The following is a 17,699-nucleotide window of genomic DNA, read 5'->3' on the forward strand; positions in this document are numbered from 1 at the left end:
ATTTCATGTTCATTTTCAATGCTTCTTTATTTTGTATCTGTCAAACTTTTTGGAGGTTCTCTTTCTAAACTTGGAGGGAAACCATTAAGTTGCCGCCAGATTTCATACCATAATGGAACAGACCTAAGAATGATGCGACCGAAAACACCAGACCCCTGACGTAACTGCGGTGGCCAAGGTTCATCATTTTTAGGTACAGGATTGGTTTGGCTAATTAAAACGCGATATTTTCCATCAGGACTGCTTACTTTATCAATAGAGAATATTTGGCCAGCGAAGGTACCCACTGCAACAGATGGCCAGCCCGAAAATTGAACAGATGGCCAACCTTCAAATTGCAAACGCACATTGCTGGTATCCAGAATTAGCGGAACGTCCATGGCGCTAACGTATAATTCAGCTGCTACCATAGGCGATTTTGGTTGCAAGGTGGCTACTGATTCTCCTTCTTTTATATTTTCGCCAATACCAGCCTTAAGCGTTTTTACAACGTATCCGTTTTGTGGTGCACGAACAACGTACAAACTTCTCCTTACATTAATGTTGGAAATATCGTTTCTCAATTTGGCGATTTCGCCTTGCGCACTTGCCCTGCTAGAAATGGCCGAACTCATATCAGACTGCGCTTTTGCTAATGATTCTTGATACTTCGCCCTGATGTTATCCAGTTCGATAATCGAATTCAATAGATTTTGGCGGGAGTTACCTAACTTATTTTGCTGGCTGATGACTTTTGCATTGTCTTCCTGTAATTTTAATCGACGGGTTTCGATGTCTGTTAAAGAGAACAGGCCGTTTTTGTAACCTGCTTCATATCGTTCTAAACGAGCTTTTGCAGTTTCATAAAATTTTTGAACAGCTAAAAGATCTGCACTATCTATGCTTAAGTAATTTCTGGCCTGAAGAACCTTGTTTTCTGCAGCCTTCATTTGGAAACGCAAGCCATCGCTTAATGCATCAATTTGAGATCTGGTGGCATCCATTTTTTGTGCCGCTGCGGTTTCGCTTCCGCGTTTTGCGTCTAATTGCTCATTTAATCGGGTGGGTAGTTCTGGGTCGAAATACGACTGGCTCGTTTCCGAAATCACTAAAATGGTATCTCCTTTTTTTACTTCCTGACCTTCTCTAACTGCCCAATGTTCAATTCTTCCTCCAATTTGATTCTGTACAGTTTGAGGTCTATCTTCAGGCCTCAAAGCAGTAACTGTACCTCGGCCAGGGATAGTTTGGCGGTATGGAAGAAATAGGAGGATGATGAAGAAAACAAGGACAAATAGTGCAACTTTCCCTAAGCGTTTCGAACCTTTGGCATCAATAATTCTGCTATTTGCATGCGTTGAAAGCTCTTCCCAATTTTTAATCTGAGCCAAATTGTTGCTAATTTTACCCATGGTTCAAGTCTCCTTCCTCTAATTCTAAATCAGTTACAACGGCTAATTTTTCACTTCCGGTAACCATATCAAACACTGTATTTAAATTGGTCATCAACTTCTCAATGGCATAACTAATTTGTACGATAATCACTTCTGCTGCCACAAACTGGCCAAAAGTGATTTGTCTTTCTACTACAAAATAAGATCCCATTAGCAGTAGTGCACCCATTAACACGGTACGCAATGCCACTGCACTCATAAAAAAGTTTCTTAACACGGTGAAATGATCGTTACGGGCTTGGATATAATTTGCGGTAATTTCATCAGTGCGATCTATAATTTCCTTTCTTTTCGAACTGCTTTGGCGATAAGTGTCTAAATCTCCGGCAATCTCTTCCAAATAAGCTACCACCTCATATTTATAGCTCGATTCTTCCATGCTGGTTTGTACACCACGACGATAATATAGCACCAACACCAAAACAATTACAAACAATACAAATGTTCCGAAGGCCATAAAAACAGGATGATAGAACGATAACAAAATTACGCTGAAAAATATCTGGACTCCAGCCGCAATAATGTCCACCAGTAATTTTGTTAAGCCTTTTTGAATGGTTAAAATATCGAAGAAACGGTTAATTAATTCGGAGGGGTTCTCACCTTCCAGCGCTTTCTTTTTTATCCTAGGTAAACGAAATGCAAATTCTAATGCCGCCTTCGTAAAAATCTTTTGCTCTAAAAATTCGACCAACGTAAGTTGACCAATTAATAAAATTCCACCGATTACAATGCCCACCAGGATTACTGCGATAAGAATATAGGTTGAACTATAAACAGCTCCATTAGATAGTAGGTTAAAAACTGCACTTGTTCCCAGAGGTAGAGATAATCCAATTAAGCCTATTAGTAACGCATATACATAGATGTAATTGATGGTTTTTCGCTCCAAATGGAGCATGCGTACTAGGCGTTGCCAGGGCGTTGGTGCACCGGCAATATGTTGATTTTTCATTTATATTAACGATTAAAAATAGTTTAAATGCTTTGCAGAAAACTCAAGGAGATAGCAGGATGTAACAGGAGACCTAATCACGTCCATCGATTCTCTTTGAAATAAATCAAATAGATTATATCAAAAAGTCGGGAGGCGGTGTTGGAACATTTCGGGGCGGAAAAATATGCAGCTTCGTTTTTTGCATTTGAGCGGGAAGTAACATCCGGTTAATGTAATGCAAATTTTCCTTATGAGTTGCTGAAGATTCGTAAAGCTGAAGTTTCTTTTTTGCTTTCTCAAAAGACTCCTCATCTTTATCTTGATTATCTTCTGTGCCTTTTTCGGTTGAATATGAACTATTCGATGATGCGAATGTAGAAATAGAATAAGAAAAGAATTTTAACATCAGCATGCTCAGCAGCAAAAAGCCAAAGGTGCTTTTGGTAAAATTATTTCTCAGGTGCTTCATCATCATCGCTTATATACAAAGATAGGGGCGAAAATGTTTGTATCGGATGTTAAGCTTCATGCAAAAGTCAATTTCATAAAGCTTGAGGGTTTGATAACTTAAATGTTATACTAGTATTAAAACAGGATTAGAAAAAGGAGTGAATGGAAATTATAGACTAGCTATAGCTGCTCAATGTTGACAAATTTGTCCTGAAAATCCGCGAATAATAATTGGATGAGATTTTTAATGTAGGAGGTTGTTATTTTTAACGACAGAAATTTTAAACTTATTCATTATAAAATTAAATGATATGGCAGAGCATACAGCAGCACCATCCAAAAAACTAACCACCGGCGGAATTTTAGTTCTCTTATTCGTGGTTCTGGCTTTTGTTGGCTACGGCTATTACGAGTTGGTTTGGAAAGCAAAAATCAACGGTTCTACTTTAATTGATAATCCTACAAACAAAGCTTTAGTAGTTAACATCGACGATCAGCAGTATGAAGTTCCAGCAAATACGTTTTTAAAAGTCGATTTAGAAATGGGTCATCATAAAATTGACTGTAAAGATTATAACATAGTTGCAGCAGATTTATATTTAGATCCGACAGAATACGGTGTAATAAATCCAACAAAGTCAAAGTATGTAATTTATAATATCATCTACACCAAAAAAGATTTAAGAAGTCAGTTTAAAGCTTATGCAATAGAAGACCGGGAAATTTATTCGCTTTTAGGCAAACCTGAAGTGACCACCGATTTATTTATTCCTGACAGAACAATGGGCAAAGGTAATATCGACGATGAAGAGCCGGATTTTGAAAATTATAATCGCGTTAATCAAGATTATTCTTACCTCACAAAAATTTTCAGATTGAACGACTTTTTCAAGTTTTATGATAAAAACAATTAATAGAATTCTCTTTATTCTTTAGCTAACTGAAAAACATCTTGAGGCACCAGCTGTTAGCAGTATATAAATTACTTGTTATCGATGATGCTTTTTTAATGCCAGTTTACATCCTTACACTCAGAATAGATCAAAAAAGCCAAGATTTTTTTGATCAGCAACGCAAAGCCTATTTTCCTAAAGAAAGAAATTTACTTAATGCTCACCTAACGCTTTTCCACCATTTGGTTAATTACGATGACATTGTGAATTTTTTGAAAAGCCTGGTTGTCAAACAATTTGATTTGGAAGTAAACTCCCTGCGTTTTTTAGGCAATGGGGTAGCTTATAAAATTGAAAGTGAAGAATTAAAGACCCTTAGATCAAAAATTGCGCAACATTTTTGGGATAACTTAACGGCACAAGACAGGCAAGGTTATCGGCCTCATGTTACTGTTCAAAATAAAGTTAAGGCAGAAGTGGCAAAAGAACTTTACCGTAAACTATCCGAAAATTTTGTTCCATTCACTTGCTGTGCCTTAGGTTTGGATCTGTGGGAGTACCTTGGCGGACCTTGGAAGCACGTTGATTATTTTCCACTTGCTTAAAATTTATTGCTGAAATACAATGTTTTGAATATTTAGCCGATAATTTTTTTCAAAAAGATTTGCCAATATTCGAAGCAAATTTGTAACATTGCACTCTCAAAAAAAACGAAAGTTTTTCGGGCCTATAGCTCAGCTGGTTAGAGTAGAAGACTCATAATCTTTTGGTCCCTGGTTCGAGCCCAGGTGGGCCCACATACAAAAAGTCGCCCTTCAGTTTATTCTGAAGGGCTTTTTTGTAATTTGTTATTACCAGCATTTCAATTTGAGATTACTCAATCTCCTCAACTGTAACCGCTCCATCTACACAATAAATTAATGCTTTAGTATCATCACGTTTATCATTTACCAAAACTTTGGTATTAATAATGCACAATTTGGCGGCAAGTTCATCAGATATTTCCGACCATTCCTGGCTTACTCTTTCTAAGTGCGCCATTTTACGCTCCCTTTCTGCGTAATTGGTCACATATTTTTCTGCTTCATCCGCAGAGATATAATCTTCTTCGGAAAGATCTTTCAATGGCGTTTCATCAATATTTTTCTTCGCTAATTCAACCTCCAATATAATATCTTGGTATTGATCGAAAAGTTGTTGTATGCTTAGTCCATTCATGATGATATAACCAATTAAAGTTTATTAGGTTTTAATTTTAGCAATCAATTGTTTAGCAAAGTGCTAATGGTAACAACAATTACCTCGAAATAGATGTTGAATAGTAGCTTATGAACAACATCAACACTGAAAAATATTATCTCGGAACAAGTGGTTTGCTTTTGCCAGTACCAAATAAATCTTTCTATCCGGTAGAATTTCAGGACAAATCCAGGCTGGTTTATTATAGCAGTTTAATGAATAGCATAGAAATTAACAGTTCTTTTTATAAAATTCCGCAACCATCAACAGTAAGCAAATGGCGGGAAGAAGTTGGAGAAAGCTTTAAGTTTACTTTTAAACTGTTTAAGGGAATTACCCATAAAAAAAAACTGGCGTTTGATCCTGCAGAAATCTCACAATTTTTCAACGTAATAAACCGTGTTGAGGATAAAAAAGGTTGCCTGTTGGTTCAGCTACCGCCGAGTATTCGCCTTGGCGATTTCTCGCAGCTGCGAAGCTTGATGGAGAATTTACACAGTTACAATATCGGTAACAAATGGAAGATTGCGGTAGAGTTACGGCACCCATCTCTTTATGTTGAAGAAATTAGCGAATTGTTAACCGAATTTAGTTTCGCTTCTGTTATTCACGATAAGTCCTTCAGTGCTAGTCCGATGGAGTTTAATGATGTTTCATTTGTGTACTTGCGGTTTCATGGACCTGATGGAAATTATAAAGGGAGTTATGAAGAGGCGTTTCTTTCTGAATATGCTAGCTATATAAAAGACTGGATGATGGAAGGAAAGAAAGTTTTTATTTACTTCAACAACACAATGGGAAATGCACATGAAAATATCAGCACACTTCAATCGATGATTGAAGAAAGCAATATCGGCGAATACTAAAACCAGATGTACGTGAAAGATCATCCAGCAAAAGAAAAATTATCCACGCCGTCCTATCTCGACTTTGACGTTTCTAAATATGCCTGGAAGCCAGATATTGATTATAGGGAAAATCCAGAAAAGTATAAGGTTGGAAAAGGTGAACAAGGCGTTTTAATCTGCGAGCCTTATAAATCAGAAATCGGTCCTCTTTGGAGATTTAAAAATCAGGAAATCGCAAAGGAAAGCGCTGAAAAAATCTATCAATTATTTGAAACTTATTTATCGAATAACGAATTTGTTGGTGCTGATCTCGCCAGGAAATACCTGCAAATGGGTTATACCCGGGCAAGGAGATATGCAAATTATAAAGGCGGCAAAAAGTACGATGCGAAGAACGGTTACTCGCCTCTGGAGCGTGGCACTGGTGAGGAGGAGAAGGCAAAAGCTGCCGATATATTTTATGGGTTTTGGAAAAGGGCAGAGAATGATCCGGATTATCGAAGTCAGAAACAGCAATGGAAAATTAAATTAGGTTAGCTTAAATATAAGTTTCATTGGGCGGATTAATTTCTTAGCATCGACGGTATAAAACTTAATTTGATAAAACAAAGCCTCTAAATAAATGATTGTGTTATTAATTGGATAGTTAAAAACTGATAACATTTATCGCAATGGAAAGAGAAATTATCGGAAAAGATCATGTTCCAGTACATCAAAGTGGAGCTGAAACAGATGCAGTAGAAAATGTTGAATTCGACAGTGAACAAGAAGCTACCGCATTTTATCAAGTTGTTAAGCATCGGTTATCGGATGTAAATAATTGGGGTTCGTTATCCAGTATTCCATTATCATCTTTCAAACTTTTTGATCATGCTGGCCGTGCCTGCGATCGTGAAGTGGAGGAGGGCGACTACATCCGAATTGATATTCCCGGACCAGGAACGCGATTAGGAAAGGGTTACGACTGGGTGCATGTAGAAGCAGTTTTTTCTGAAGTAGATTTCGATCAGGACATTTTTACTATTAGAGTTCGTCCATCAGCACATCCACTGGAGCCAGATGGAAAAATCGCTCACTTTTTAACGTCGCGAGCCACTTCTACATTTCAAATTAAACGAATCAAAAACTTCGTGTATGCAGAGGAACATGCTCGCAACGAATCGCCAAATTTTGAAACTGGTAATGGATTAGATAACTTTCGAAATGCTATAGTAGGCACAGCCGCGAGAATCGGCTTCTCTTATCCACAATGGAAAAGCCTTGTTAAAGGCTTGCTAAAAAGGAGTTAGGAAATTAATATTACAGAGAGGATAAATAGATAACTATTTTATCCTCTCTGTTTCAATATTTATCCCTCATTAATATGGCGGTGCAGATATTCTTCAACGTTAATTAAATCGTGATCAACTTGCTCTTTCGCTGTTGCCGAATCGTAATGTAAAGAGTCCTCGGCAAATTCGCTCAGTAAGGTGATTTTTAAATCTTTTTCCTCATCTGATGCATGCAATTCATTACTGCGGCCTACTACAGTGAATATTCCTTCTACATTATCATGTAAAAAACTATATTTCACTTCAAACCGATCGCTATCTTCGGTTGGCACTTCTGCAATTTCGGTGTATTCACGTTCTTCAACCGTTTCTAACCCTTGCTTTAACAATTTTATTGCTTGTTGTTTTTTTTCTTCAGTCATAATATCGAATATTTTTAAAACAAACACTTCTTCCTCCACAAGGTTTTACCAGGTCTTATATTATCTACCTAATGGTTAGCATCTGCGGGAGCATTTGTTGTAGAATCTGCCATGTTGTTTGCGTTAGTACTATCTTTTGTTGTCGTATCCAAAGATGTTGAATCAGTATATTGATTCATTTTATCAGCATTTTCCTGATCGGCTTGTTTGCCATTACAGGCTGCAAACGAAGCACAAATAGCTAAGCCAATTATTAATAATTTCGTTTTCATAATAGATATATTTTAAATAATGTATTTACCCAGCGGCTGAAACCGATTCACTCAAAGCGCCAACATATTCAAATGTGGCAAAAGCATTTCCATGTTTTGTACGAACAATTCCTCTAAAGCTTGATGGGTAATCTCCAACAGATTCCCAAACCAGTTTTGCCGCATTGGCATAAACAACCAAATCGGTATCATCTTTCACAATAAAGGTCATCGTGTTGTCTCCTTCAATGCCGCCTCGAAAACTATCTATAAATTGGGTTCTGTAATAATCGTTGGGAATCAATAACCCCTCATCACTTATTTTCATCATAAAATTTTAAATGTATTAAGCGCAACCGAACTGAATTGGCCTAATAACTTAACATGATCTTTTCAAATAAGTTTGGAAAATTGATTTATTGAAATGAAAAATCACTATTTAATTCATTTTATTGGATCATCATGATATTCGAAAGATTGTTAGCTATCCCACAACTTTAATGTTTGTAAACAAACTTTAGAGGTCTCATTTTGTTTATTTGATAAACCATTCACTTTGGAAAATTCTCGCCCAATTGATCTTGCTTTATTAGTTCAGCACAAACTTCGTCTTACCAGGAGTAAACAATTGCTTCCAGAATTGGCCGTGTTAGAAAATTTGTTCGATTGTCTCTTTTACTCTAGTATGTGTAAAGAGGAAAGTGATTTGACCCGAGTTACAGTTACGTTAATCAATCCCGATAATCCCGATCCTGCTCCGCCAGCAAACTTAGTTCCAGAGCGCTGGAGTTGCATTGCTTTCGATCGACGAATCCCCATGACGACCAAATCATTGGCCAAACTATCGAAAGCGGCCGACCCTGCGAGCACATCTTTGGCAGTATATTTTGACGATAAAGGGCGCCTTTATGTTTGGGGAATGATTGATCAGGCCATGCACTATCAAAATTTTCTCAACTACGAGTCTGATATGTACTCTGAACAACCAGGATTATTTCAGGTTGCTGTGAGCGACATTGGTACACTACATGTGTTTTTTGATTACGAACTTTTAGCTACACTTAAACAAAATGTTCTGGTTAAAAGGTACCTGGACGTACTAACTATTGGACCAATATCTAAAATGATTAAGAAAAATGCTGACTTTTTGAAAGTTGCATTAAGAACATATATCGATCAGGTTCATCCAACGGAACAATACACAGAGTGGGAAGAGTTTTTGGATGGTTTATGGATTCAAACCTTTTCACGACTGTTGTTGAAAATTCAAAACTATCAGCACGGTGGCGCAATTTTAATCGCTCCGGACACAATTGATTTAGATGTTAAATACAAAATACACTACGATCGGCTTGCACAGGCCTTGATTGCACATGCAAAAGCATCCATAGACCAGTATGTAGTTGAAAATAGAATTTATAGTGATTTTAAAAAAGGAAGAAGATCGGTTGCCCGAAATACCTATCAAAAAGAAACAGAGCTGTTCTTCCATAAAAAAGGCACAGCCGATGAAATTAAAGGCGCTATTAGTTTTATAGCATCGCAAAGTTGCGTAGATGGAGTGATATTATTTAATGAAAGCATGGTTGCAAATGGTTTTGGAGCGGTTTTAAGATCGAAGAAAATGCCTCGAAAAATCTTTGTTTCCAATACTTCTACAGCTACTCCGAAATCGCTTGTACCGCATGATCCTAAACATTACGGAACCAGACACAGATCTATGATTTCCTACTGTTGGAATCATCCTTCGGCGCTTGGTTTTGTGATTTCGCAAGATGGAGAAATTAGAGCCTTTTCTAAAATTGAAGATAAATTAATTATGTGGGAGAATATAAAAACACAGCAGTATAAAACCAGCCGCTCGGGCAGGCGAAACCAACAGTAGATATTTCAGATATTTTAAATCGTTCACAATCAATAATAGAATTGTAAAATATAAAGCTTAATACAAGTCTGAACCTTCCTGCATCACTTTTGCAAAATTTAGCGTAATTTTATATTTAATATTGGCAAACAATTTTAGCCTTAAAGTATTTAAAGAAAATGCATTTCTCCCGAACAAATAAATTAGTACAATTAGAATCTATTCATGAGCTATAAACAATTGCAGGAAAACGTAGAAAAGTACGTAAGCGATTATTTTCGCAACCACAGCGATCCGCGATTGGTTTATCATAATTTTGAGCATACTGAAGAGGTAGTAAAGGCCGCTCAGCAAATCGCTAACCACTATCAGCTTAGTGATCAGGATTTTTTTACGGTCACTGTTGCCGCCTACTTCCACGATACGGGTTATTACGATGATGCTTTAAATCATGAAGTTAAAGGGGCAGAGCTTGCAGATAAATTTTTGGTTGAGCAAAATGTGGAAACCGAAATCAGAGACCAGGTAAAAAGTGCTATTATGGCTACAAAAATACCTCAATCTCCAAAAAATCAAATCGATAAAATTGTTTGTGATGCCGATTTGTTTCACCTTGGATTACCTGATTTTCGCAAGAAGGGAAAGCTCATGCACAAGGAGGCCGAGCTCATCCAAAAAAAAGACATTAGTAAGTTGGAATGGCGAAAAAAAGATATTCAGTTTATGGAATCTCACCGCTATCAAACTGATTATGCCATTCTTTTACTTAACGACCAGAAGCAAGCCAATATTAGCAAGCTGAAAAGCAAGTTAACGCCTCAGGAGGTCATTAATACCGAATTGCAAGAGCCGAAAAACTTTGCGCCGGCAATAGATTTGTCAAAGGTTAAAAAGAAAGGTAAAGATGATCGTCCAGACAAAGGTATTGAGACCATGTTTAGGATTACAGCAACGAATAACCAGCGTTTAAGTGATATGGCTGATAATAAAGCCCACATTCTGATTACCGTAAATTCTATTATGCTTTCCTTAATTGTGAGTTTATTGCTGAGAAGGTTAGAAGATCATGGAAACTTAATTATTCCAACATTTATTTTGCTTATTGTTAGTTTAACCTGTGTGGTGGTTTCTATTTTATCAACTAGGCCGTCCATCCCTAAAGGAGAATTTACGCAGCAAGATATGGATGATAAGAAGGTTAATTTACTTTTCTTTGGTAATTTCTATAAAATGAGCTTGCCTAGTTATACCGAGGGGATGATCAAAGTAATGAACGACAAAGATTTTCTTTATGGAACCTTGATAACCGATGTTTATTCGCAAGGTGTAGTATTGGGGAGGAAATATAAACTAATTCGTTTAGCCTACAATATTTTTATGTGGGGGTTAATTGCTGCGGTTTTTGCATTTGTAATCGCTTATGCGGCTTACGGTAAACTTTAATGGCTGCAATGATCGAAACTTCTTTTTTTAACCGCGATTTAAGCTGGCTGAAATTTAATGAACGTGTGCTAATGGAAGCCGAACGCGAATCGGTTCCATTACTTGAGAGAATTAAATTTTTATCAATTTTTTCATCTAATCTTGATGAGTTTTATCGGGTACGCATGCCTGTACTTTTAGCTTTGGAAAAATTGAGCAGCAGAGAGGATAACGATATCCATATCGAAGAAGATCTGTTAAAAAGAGCCAATCAATTAATTTCTGATCAGCAACAGCGCTTCGGGAAAATATTAAAAAGCAGTATTATTCCAGCGCTTAAATCAAATAAAATAAATCTCGTTTATGGGGAGGTTTATCCAGCAGAAATTCAAAAATCAATCACCCAATATTTTTTAAGTCAGGTTTTAGCTTTTTTGCAGCCAGTTTTTATTGATGAGAAAACCCAATTCTTTCCAGCTAATAATGAGCTTTACTTCTTAATTACACTTAAAAAAGATTCAGATACTAAGGCTGTTATTTTAAATATTCCCTCAAATGAATTGCTTCGTTTTTATAAAGTAGAATCGGAGAATGAAACCTTTGTTGTTTTTTTGGATGATATTATCCGTTTTCATTTAAATCGCATTTTTCCGAATGATGAAATTACGGGATGTTTTAGTTTTAAAATAACGAGAGACGCGGAGATTGACCTCAAGGATGAATACTCCGGAAGTTTGTCGGAGCAGTTAGAGAAGCAATTGCAAAAACGCGATTTAGGTTTAGCTACCCGTTTTCTCCACCAGCCTGGAATTCCAATTAATGTATTGGTTTTAGTGAAGAAAATCTTCAATCTAAAAAAAGCCAACAATATAGAAGGAGGTCAATACCACAACCTGAAAGATTTGATGTTTTTTCCTGTAAAATCGGATAAGCTTTCCAATGATTCCTGGCCGAAAATATGTAATACCGATCTTATTGATGGTTCTTTAACCGAGGCTATTTACAAAAACGATATCATTGTACATACCCCTTACCAGAGTTACGATAGTGTTTTACGTTTCTTTAATGAAGCGGCTATTGACGAAACTGTACAGGAGATTTATGTTACACTCTATCGCGTAGCAAGCGATTCGAAAATTGTAAATGCCTTAATCAGCGCTGCAAAAAACGGGAAAAAAGTAACTGTTTTAGTAGAGCTTAAGGCCCGTTTCGATGAAGCAAACAATATTAAATGGGCAAAAAAAATGAAAGCGGTTGGGGTAGATATCATCTACAGTGTTACCGCTTTAAAAGTACATGCAAAAGTTGCCTTGGTTAAGCGCAAAGTTGAGGGTAGAATGCGGTACGTAGGTTTATTTGCCACTGGTAACTTCAATGAAACTACCGCCGGTTTTTATACAGATCACATTTTGATGACTGCAAATAAAGAAATGTTACGAGAAGTAGAACTGCTTTTTATTTTTCTAGCCAAACGTGTTAAACCAAGCGCAAATAATTTTATCGAATTTGATGAGTTATTGGTAGCGCAGTTTAATTTGCAACAAACATTTATTTCGCTTATTGAGCGTGAAATTCAATATGCAAAACAAGGAAAATCTGCCGCGATTACCATAAAAATGAATAACCTCGAAGAAAAGGTTTTAATTAACAAATTATATGAAGCCTCTGTTGCGGGTGTGCAAATTGATATGATTATTCGTGGCATTTGCAGGCTGATCCCAGGCGTAGCGGGCATGAGTGAAAATATTAAGGTAATCCGAATCGTCGACCGTTATTTAGAACATGGTCGGGTTTTTGTTTTTCATAATCTTGGCTCTGAAGAGGTTTATATGGGCTCGGCCGATTGGATGAACCGGAACATTTACCGTAGGATAGAGGTTTGCTTTCCCATCTATGATCAAAAAATAAAGCAAGAATTATTAGATATTATCAACCTTCAAAAACAGGATAATGTGCAAGCTGTTTTTATAAATGAAAACATGGATAATGTATCAATTAAAAACGATCAAATCCAGGTTTCATCACAGCATGCTATTTATCAATACTTAAAAAATAAAAATTAATTTTCTTCCCATGAATAAAATAGGTTCTAAGACAGCAATGTCTATTGCATTAATGGCTATCGCTTTTATTGGTGTTTCTTGTGTAAACGAAAAACGCGACGATAATTCGAAAACGACTGAAACTTCTCAAAATAGCGAGGCAAAATCCAATCTGCCTTATGATTTAGAAAACCCCGTTAAATACAATATGCCACAAAATCTTTTTGAAATTTCTGGTATTGTCTTTCACAAAGGAGACCCAAGTAAGGTTTTTGCTATTCAGGATGAAGATGGAGATTTGTTCTATTTGGGCTTGAGTGATAAGGAATCAAAGTTTACCAAATTTGGAGGAAAAGGCGATTATGAAGACGTAGCGATTGTAAAGGATTATGTGATCGTGTTAAAAAGTAATGGCGAACTGCATACTTTTCCCATTTCAGAAATTAATAAACCTGAAGTAGCAAACGTGGAGAAAACGAAAGACTTGGTTCCAAAAGCAGAATATGAAGGCTTAGCAGCCGATGAAAGTAATGGAATGGTATATGTTTTAACTAAAGAGGTTAAAAAAGAAAAGAAAGAAGCAACTGATATTTTCGCTTTTAAATTCGACGGAGGCAAATTTACCCCCGCTGGAACTTTCTCCTTACCATATAAAGAAATTGCTGATTTGGCAGGTGAGTCAAAACTGAAATTCCGTCCTTCAGCCTTGGAAAAAAATAGCTCAACAGGCGAGTGGTATGTTCTTTCTTCGGTTAATAAGCTATTGGTAATTACGGATGCTGATTTTAAAGTGAAGGCAACTTATCCATTAAAAGGTACTTCATTCAATCAGCCGGAAGGAATCGCTTTTGATCGGGACAACAATCTTTATATCTCAAACGAAGGTGGTGACTTATCTGCCGGAAATATTTTAATGTTTAAGCTGAAAAAGTAAGCAGTTTAAATTATCCTATCTTTATACAAACGCCTGGCTATGATTAAAAGATTTACCCTTTTAGCAATCTTATTTTTAACCCAACTTATTGCCTTTGCGCAAAGCGATGTAAAATATCGTGTTATTCTTTTCGGCGATGCCGGCGAGATGAATACCGCTCAAATGCAGGATTTAAAAAATGCTGCAAAACAAATCATCCCTAAAAAAACCACCGTAGTTTACTTAGGCGATAACATTTATCCAACGGGTATGGGTTTGCCAGGAAGTTTGGAAGAGGAAGATACCAAGAAAATTTTGCGTTCTCAGTTTGAGCCTATGCGCTCAATGGGTGCTACGGTTTATTTTATTCCCGGCAATCACGATTGGGATAAATCCGGACCAAAAGGCTTGGCAAAAATTAAAGCGCAAGATGATTTTTTAAAGGCTCAGGGCGATCCGCTTTTAAAATTAATTCCTGATAATGGTTGCCCTGATCCGGTAGCTATTAAATTGACAGATAAATTAACCATTATTGCCTATGATAGCGAATGGTGGCTGTTTCCTTACAACAAAGCCAATGCGGCCAGTGAGTGCGATTGCAATACAAAGGATGAGGTTTTAGTGAGAATGGAAGAACTGTTGGAGCAAAATAAAGACAAAGTAATTTTGTTGGCTTCGCACCATCCGTTTCAAAGTTACGGCCCTCATGGTGGTTACTTTAATCTAAGAAATCACCTTTTCCCTTTAACTTCTCTAAACAAAAATCTTTATATCCCAATGCCGGTGTTAGGTTCTGTTTATCCTTTCTTAAGGTCAACGCTTTTAAGCCCTGAAGATCTAAATCATCCAGCGTATAAAGATATGATCAGATCGGTAAACGGAGTATTTGGCGATTATCCAAATGTAACTTATGTAGCTGGTCATGAACATGGTTTACAGTTAATCAAAGGAAAGCAACTTCAGATTGTGAGTGGTTCAGGTTCAAAAACCTCTCCAAATAAACAAGGTAAAACCTCTCTTTTTCATGCGATGGAGCAAGGTTATGTTGTTGCCGATCAGTTGATGAATAACGATATGCGTTACGAGTATTATGTTTATTCTGATACCAGTGTGAAAAAAGTATATAGCTATATTAAGAAGTTCGAAACCATTCCTTCAAAGGTTCGTAACCGCGATAAACCAATTACCGCTGATAGTATTTTTGTGAAAATTAAACCTGAATACGATAGTGTTGGGCGTTTTCATCGCTATGTTTTTGGCGAAAATTACAGAAAGGAATATGCTGAGCGAACCAAAGTTCCGGTACTTCATGTTTCAAAAATGATGGGAGGCTTAAAAGCCACTCAGCGTGGAGGTGGTAATCAATCACGCTCTTTACGTTTAGAAGATAAAAACGGAAAAGAATATGTTCTACGCAGTGTAGAAAAATTTCCCGAAGTATTGCTGCCGGAAGGCTTAAGAAATACTTTTGCGAAAGACATTATTAAGGATAACATGTCTGCACAGCATCCATTTTCTGCATTGGTAGTGCCAGAATTGGCTAAAGCGGCAAACATACCACATTCAAATCCGATAATAGGCTGGGTTTCACCCGATGATGGTTTAGGTGAGTTTGAATCTGCTTTTGCCAATACATTATGCTTGTTCGAAGAGCGTGAACCTGTTGGAGAATCAGACAGTTCACCAAAAATGGATAAGAAATTAACTGAAGATAATGATAACAAATTAGATGGTCCGGCGTGGGTGAAAGCAAGAGCATTGGATGTTTTACTTGGCGATTGGGACAGGCATGAAGACCAATGGCGTTGGAAGGAAACAAAAACAAAAGAGGGCTCAACCTATTCGCCGGTTCCCCGCGATCGGGATCAGGTTTTCTTTCGTGGCGATGGAAAATTACAACGCTTTACGCAATCCTCTTCATTATTGCCTATGATGCAAGGCTACGAACGGCCAATTCAAAATATCAATTGGTTTTTATGGGAAGGAAGAGAAATTAGCAGTCGTTGGACGGCCAATATTGACGAGGAGGAATTTAATAAGATTGTTAAAGATTTTTGCGCAAACTATAATGATGAAGTTTTTGAAAAAGCATTAAAGAAACTGCCAGAACCTAGTTATTCCCTTCATCACGATGCATTTTTAACCACACTGCGTGAGCGTGTAGCAAACTTGCCAAAAATGATGAATGATTATTATCATTTCTTCAATCGCATTGTCGATATTGAAATGACCGATAAACACGAACTTATTAAAGTTACCGATGCCGAGAACGATGGTTTAAGGGTTAAAATTAATAAGATATCAAAAGAAGGAAATATCAAAGATGAGCTGTTTGATCGCAAGTTCGATCCTAACGTAACAAAGGAGCTCAGGATTTACATGCACAATGGTAACGATAGTTTGCTTTTGGATAATAAAAATTCTAAGATTAAAATTCGCATCATCGGGGGTAAGGGAAATAAGTTTTATGATTTCGCCAATAGCAACAGCACTGTAAGGTTGTACGGAAGAACCGATAAAGCAATTTATCAAGGAGAATCTCAAGATAAAATCAAAAAAATAATTTCTAATGATACGGCCAATTTTAGCTACATCCCAAAAGATATGTACGTTAGAAGATCGTACAATCTCAATGCAGGTTACAACAGAGATGATGGAATTTTATTGGGCTTGGTTTACAAACAAACTAACCCTGGCTTTAGGAAACAACCTTGGGGAAACTCGCAGACTGTTTCGTTTTTGCATTCATTTTCTACCAAAGCATTCCGTTTTAATTACAAAGGGGAGTGGCTAAAGGCTTTGGGTAAAGGCGATTTGCTGGTTAATGCCAATGCTTATGCTCCGAACAATACGCAAAACTTTTTCGGTTTAGGTAATGACACCCGTTTTGATGAACATGGAGATGATATCAGGTATTATCGTGCTCGATTTAATCTTTACCAGGTTGATGCTGCCATTCGTTGGAGAAGACCGAAGTCGACTCTTTCTATTGGTCCATCTTATCAATATTATAAATTTAACAAAGAGGACAACGATGGGCGTTTTATTTTAAATCCTGGTCAGCTCCATTCAGCTGACAGTTTGACGGTTAGAAATGAAAAAATGTTTGCTGGGGCGATTGTAAATTTTGTAAACAATACACGTGATAATGATTTGCTTCCAACTTTAGGAAGTTATGTAGATTTCAAATTGCTTGCGTATAAGGGTGTAAACAAGTATTCCAATTCTATTGGTCAGCTTACCGCCAGTGTATCGTTGTACAAAAACTTAGATGGAAGAAAAAATTTCATCTTGGCTGATCGATTCGGGGGAGGAGTAACGGTAGGACAACCTGCTTTTTACCAGGCTTTATATCTTGGAGGACAAGGCAACCTTCAAGGTTATCGCCAGTTCAGATTCGCTGGAGAGCACATTTTTTATAACAACTTAGAGTTAAGAGCAAGACTTGGTGATTTAGTCAGTTATGTTTTACCCGGACAAGTTGGCTTACTTGGCTTTTATGATGTGGGTAGGGTTTGGAAACGCAATGAAATTTCAACAACATGGCACCATGGCGTTGGTGGAGGCGTTTACTTCGCTCCGGCATCACTCACGGTTGTAAGATTTGTGATGGGACATTCGTCTGATGGCTGGTATCCATACCTATCATTAAATTTTAGGTACTAAATTTGTGTAACATCCTTATAGATACTAAACCCAAGTATTACGTTTCAA

17 protein-coding genes and 1 tRNA gene are annotated in these 17,699 nt (G+C 37.1%); 11 read left to right on the forward strand and 7 right to left on the reverse strand.

Annotation, left to right across the window (positions count from 1 at the left end; translation table 11 throughout):
- Nucleotides 1-26: 26 nt before the first annotated feature.
- The 3 genes from ACZZZC_RS09920 to ACZZZC_RS09930 form a co-directional block, all read right to left on the reverse strand.
- The gene (locus ACZZZC_RS09920) at nucleotides 27-1,391 is read right to left on the reverse strand and encodes an HlyD family secretion protein (protein ID WP_463485803.1); all 1,365 of its coding nucleotides are present in this window, start codon (nucleotides 1,389-1,391) and stop codon (nucleotides 27-29) included.
- Entirely contained in the window at nucleotides 1,384-2,388 is a 1,005-nt protein-coding gene (locus tag ACZZZC_RS09925; RefSeq protein WP_056850351.1) for an ABC transporter transmembrane domain-containing protein, read from the reverse strand. The genes ACZZZC_RS09920 and ACZZZC_RS09925 overlap by 8 nt, the downstream gene beginning before the upstream one ends.
- A 115-nt stretch (nucleotides 2,389-2,503) precedes the next feature.
- Nucleotides 2,504-2,845 (reverse strand): hypothetical protein, encoded by a 342-nt coding sequence (locus ACZZZC_RS09930; protein WP_463485804.1) that lies wholly within the window; start codon nucleotides 2,843-2,845, stop codon nucleotides 2,504-2,506.
- 286 nt (nucleotides 2,846-3,131) lie between these two features.
- Here ACZZZC_RS09930 and ACZZZC_RS09935 point away from each other — a divergent pair, with 286 nt between their 5' ends.
- The 3 genes from ACZZZC_RS09935 to ACZZZC_RS09945 all read left to right on the forward strand — a co-directional run bounded on the left by ACZZZC_RS09935 (nucleotide 3,132) and on the right by ACZZZC_RS09945 (nucleotide 4,510).
- Complete coding sequence (locus ACZZZC_RS09935; RefSeq protein WP_463485805.1) at nucleotides 3,132-3,734, forward strand: hypothetical protein; 603 nt, start codon at nucleotides 3,132-3,134, stop codon at nucleotides 3,732-3,734.
- A gap of 38 nt (nucleotides 3,735-3,772) precedes the next feature.
- Nucleotides 3,773-4,318, forward strand: a complete 546-nt coding sequence (locus tag ACZZZC_RS09940) for a 2'-5' RNA ligase family protein (protein WP_463485806.1) — start codon at nucleotides 3,773-3,775, stop codon at nucleotides 4,316-4,318.
- Between the two features lie 118 nt (nucleotides 4,319-4,436).
- Nucleotides 4,437-4,510, forward strand: a tRNA-Ile gene (locus ACZZZC_RS09945).
- Nucleotides 4,511-4,586: 76 nt separating this feature from the next.
- Here the strand turns inward: ACZZZC_RS09945 and ACZZZC_RS09950 are convergent.
- Complete coding sequence (locus ACZZZC_RS09950) at nucleotides 4,587-4,931, reverse strand: hypothetical protein (protein ID WP_056850348.1); 345 nt, start codon at nucleotides 4,929-4,931, stop codon at nucleotides 4,587-4,589.
- 110 nt (nucleotides 4,932-5,041) lie between these two features.
- On the opposite strand from ACZZZC_RS09950, the gene ACZZZC_RS09955 reads away from it, so the two are divergent.
- The 3 genes from ACZZZC_RS09955 to ACZZZC_RS09965 all read left to right on the forward strand — a co-directional run bounded on the left by ACZZZC_RS09955 (nucleotide 5,042) and on the right by ACZZZC_RS09965 (nucleotide 7,089).
- Nucleotides 5,042-5,818, forward strand: coding sequence for a DUF72 domain-containing protein (locus ACZZZC_RS09955; RefSeq protein WP_463485808.1), 777 nt, complete (start codon nucleotides 5,042-5,044; stop codon nucleotides 5,816-5,818).
- A gap of 12 nt (nucleotides 5,819-5,830) precedes the next feature.
- Entirely contained in the window at nucleotides 5,831-6,337 is a 507-nt protein-coding gene (locus ACZZZC_RS09960; RefSeq protein WP_463485809.1) for a DUF4385 domain-containing protein, read from the forward strand.
- 134 nt (nucleotides 6,338-6,471) lie between these two features.
- Nucleotides 6,472-7,089 (forward strand): hypothetical protein, encoded by a 618-nt coding sequence (locus ACZZZC_RS09965; protein WP_463485810.1) that lies wholly within the window; start codon nucleotides 6,472-6,474, stop codon nucleotides 7,087-7,089.
- A 59-nt stretch (nucleotides 7,090-7,148) separates the two neighbouring features.
- On the opposite strand, the gene ACZZZC_RS09970 is transcribed toward ACZZZC_RS09965, so the two are convergent.
- From ACZZZC_RS09970 to ACZZZC_RS09980, 3 genes are all read right to left on the reverse strand, one after another.
- Nucleotides 7,149-7,493 carry a hypothetical protein gene (locus ACZZZC_RS09970; RefSeq protein WP_463485811.1) on the reverse strand — a complete coding sequence of 115 codons (345 nt, stop codon included), beginning with the start codon at nucleotides 7,491-7,493 and terminating at the stop codon, nucleotides 7,149-7,151.
- Nucleotides 7,494-7,561: 68 nt separating this feature from the next.
- Entirely contained in the window at nucleotides 7,562-7,765 is a 204-nt protein-coding gene (locus tag ACZZZC_RS09975; protein WP_463485812.1) for a hypothetical protein, read from the reverse strand.
- A 25-nt stretch (nucleotides 7,766-7,790) separates the two neighbouring features.
- A complete protein-coding gene (locus ACZZZC_RS09980) occupies nucleotides 7,791-8,075 on the reverse strand; it encodes a hypothetical protein (protein WP_265800207.1) in 285 nt (94 codons plus the stop codon).
- Between the two features lie 225 nt (nucleotides 8,076-8,300).
- Here ACZZZC_RS09980 and ACZZZC_RS09985 point away from each other — a divergent pair, with 225 nt between their 5' ends.
- From ACZZZC_RS09985 to ACZZZC_RS10005, 5 genes are all read left to right on the forward strand, one after another.
- Entirely contained in the window at nucleotides 8,301-9,629 is a 1,329-nt protein-coding gene (locus tag ACZZZC_RS09985; protein ID WP_463485813.1) for a putative sensor domain DACNV-containing protein, read from the forward strand.
- Between the two features lie 204 nt (nucleotides 9,630-9,833).
- Nucleotides 9,834-11,051 carry a Pycsar system effector family protein gene (locus ACZZZC_RS09990; protein WP_463487107.1) on the forward strand — a complete coding sequence of 406 codons (1,218 nt, stop codon included), beginning with the start codon at nucleotides 9,834-9,836 and terminating at the stop codon, nucleotides 11,049-11,051.
- Nucleotides 11,051-13,093, forward strand: coding sequence for a polyphosphate kinase 1 (gene ppk1, locus ACZZZC_RS09995; RefSeq protein ID WP_463487108.1), 2,043 nt, complete (start codon nucleotides 11,051-11,053; stop codon nucleotides 13,091-13,093). The genes ACZZZC_RS09990 and ppk1 overlap by 1 nt, the downstream gene beginning before the upstream one ends.
- A gap of 10 nt (nucleotides 13,094-13,103) precedes the next feature.
- Nucleotides 13,104-14,006, forward strand: coding sequence for an SdiA-regulated domain-containing protein (locus tag ACZZZC_RS10000; protein WP_463487109.1), 903 nt, complete (start codon nucleotides 13,104-13,106; stop codon nucleotides 14,004-14,006).
- Between the two features lie 39 nt (nucleotides 14,007-14,045).
- Nucleotides 14,046-17,651: a BamA/TamA family outer membrane protein gene (locus ACZZZC_RS10005; RefSeq protein WP_463487110.1), complete on the forward strand. Its 3,606-nt coding sequence runs from the start codon at nucleotides 14,046-14,048 to the stop codon at nucleotides 17,649-17,651.
- The last annotated feature ends 48 nt before the right edge of the window (nucleotides 17,652-17,699 follow it).

This window comes from Pedobacter sp. AC212, from assembly GCF_979258625.1.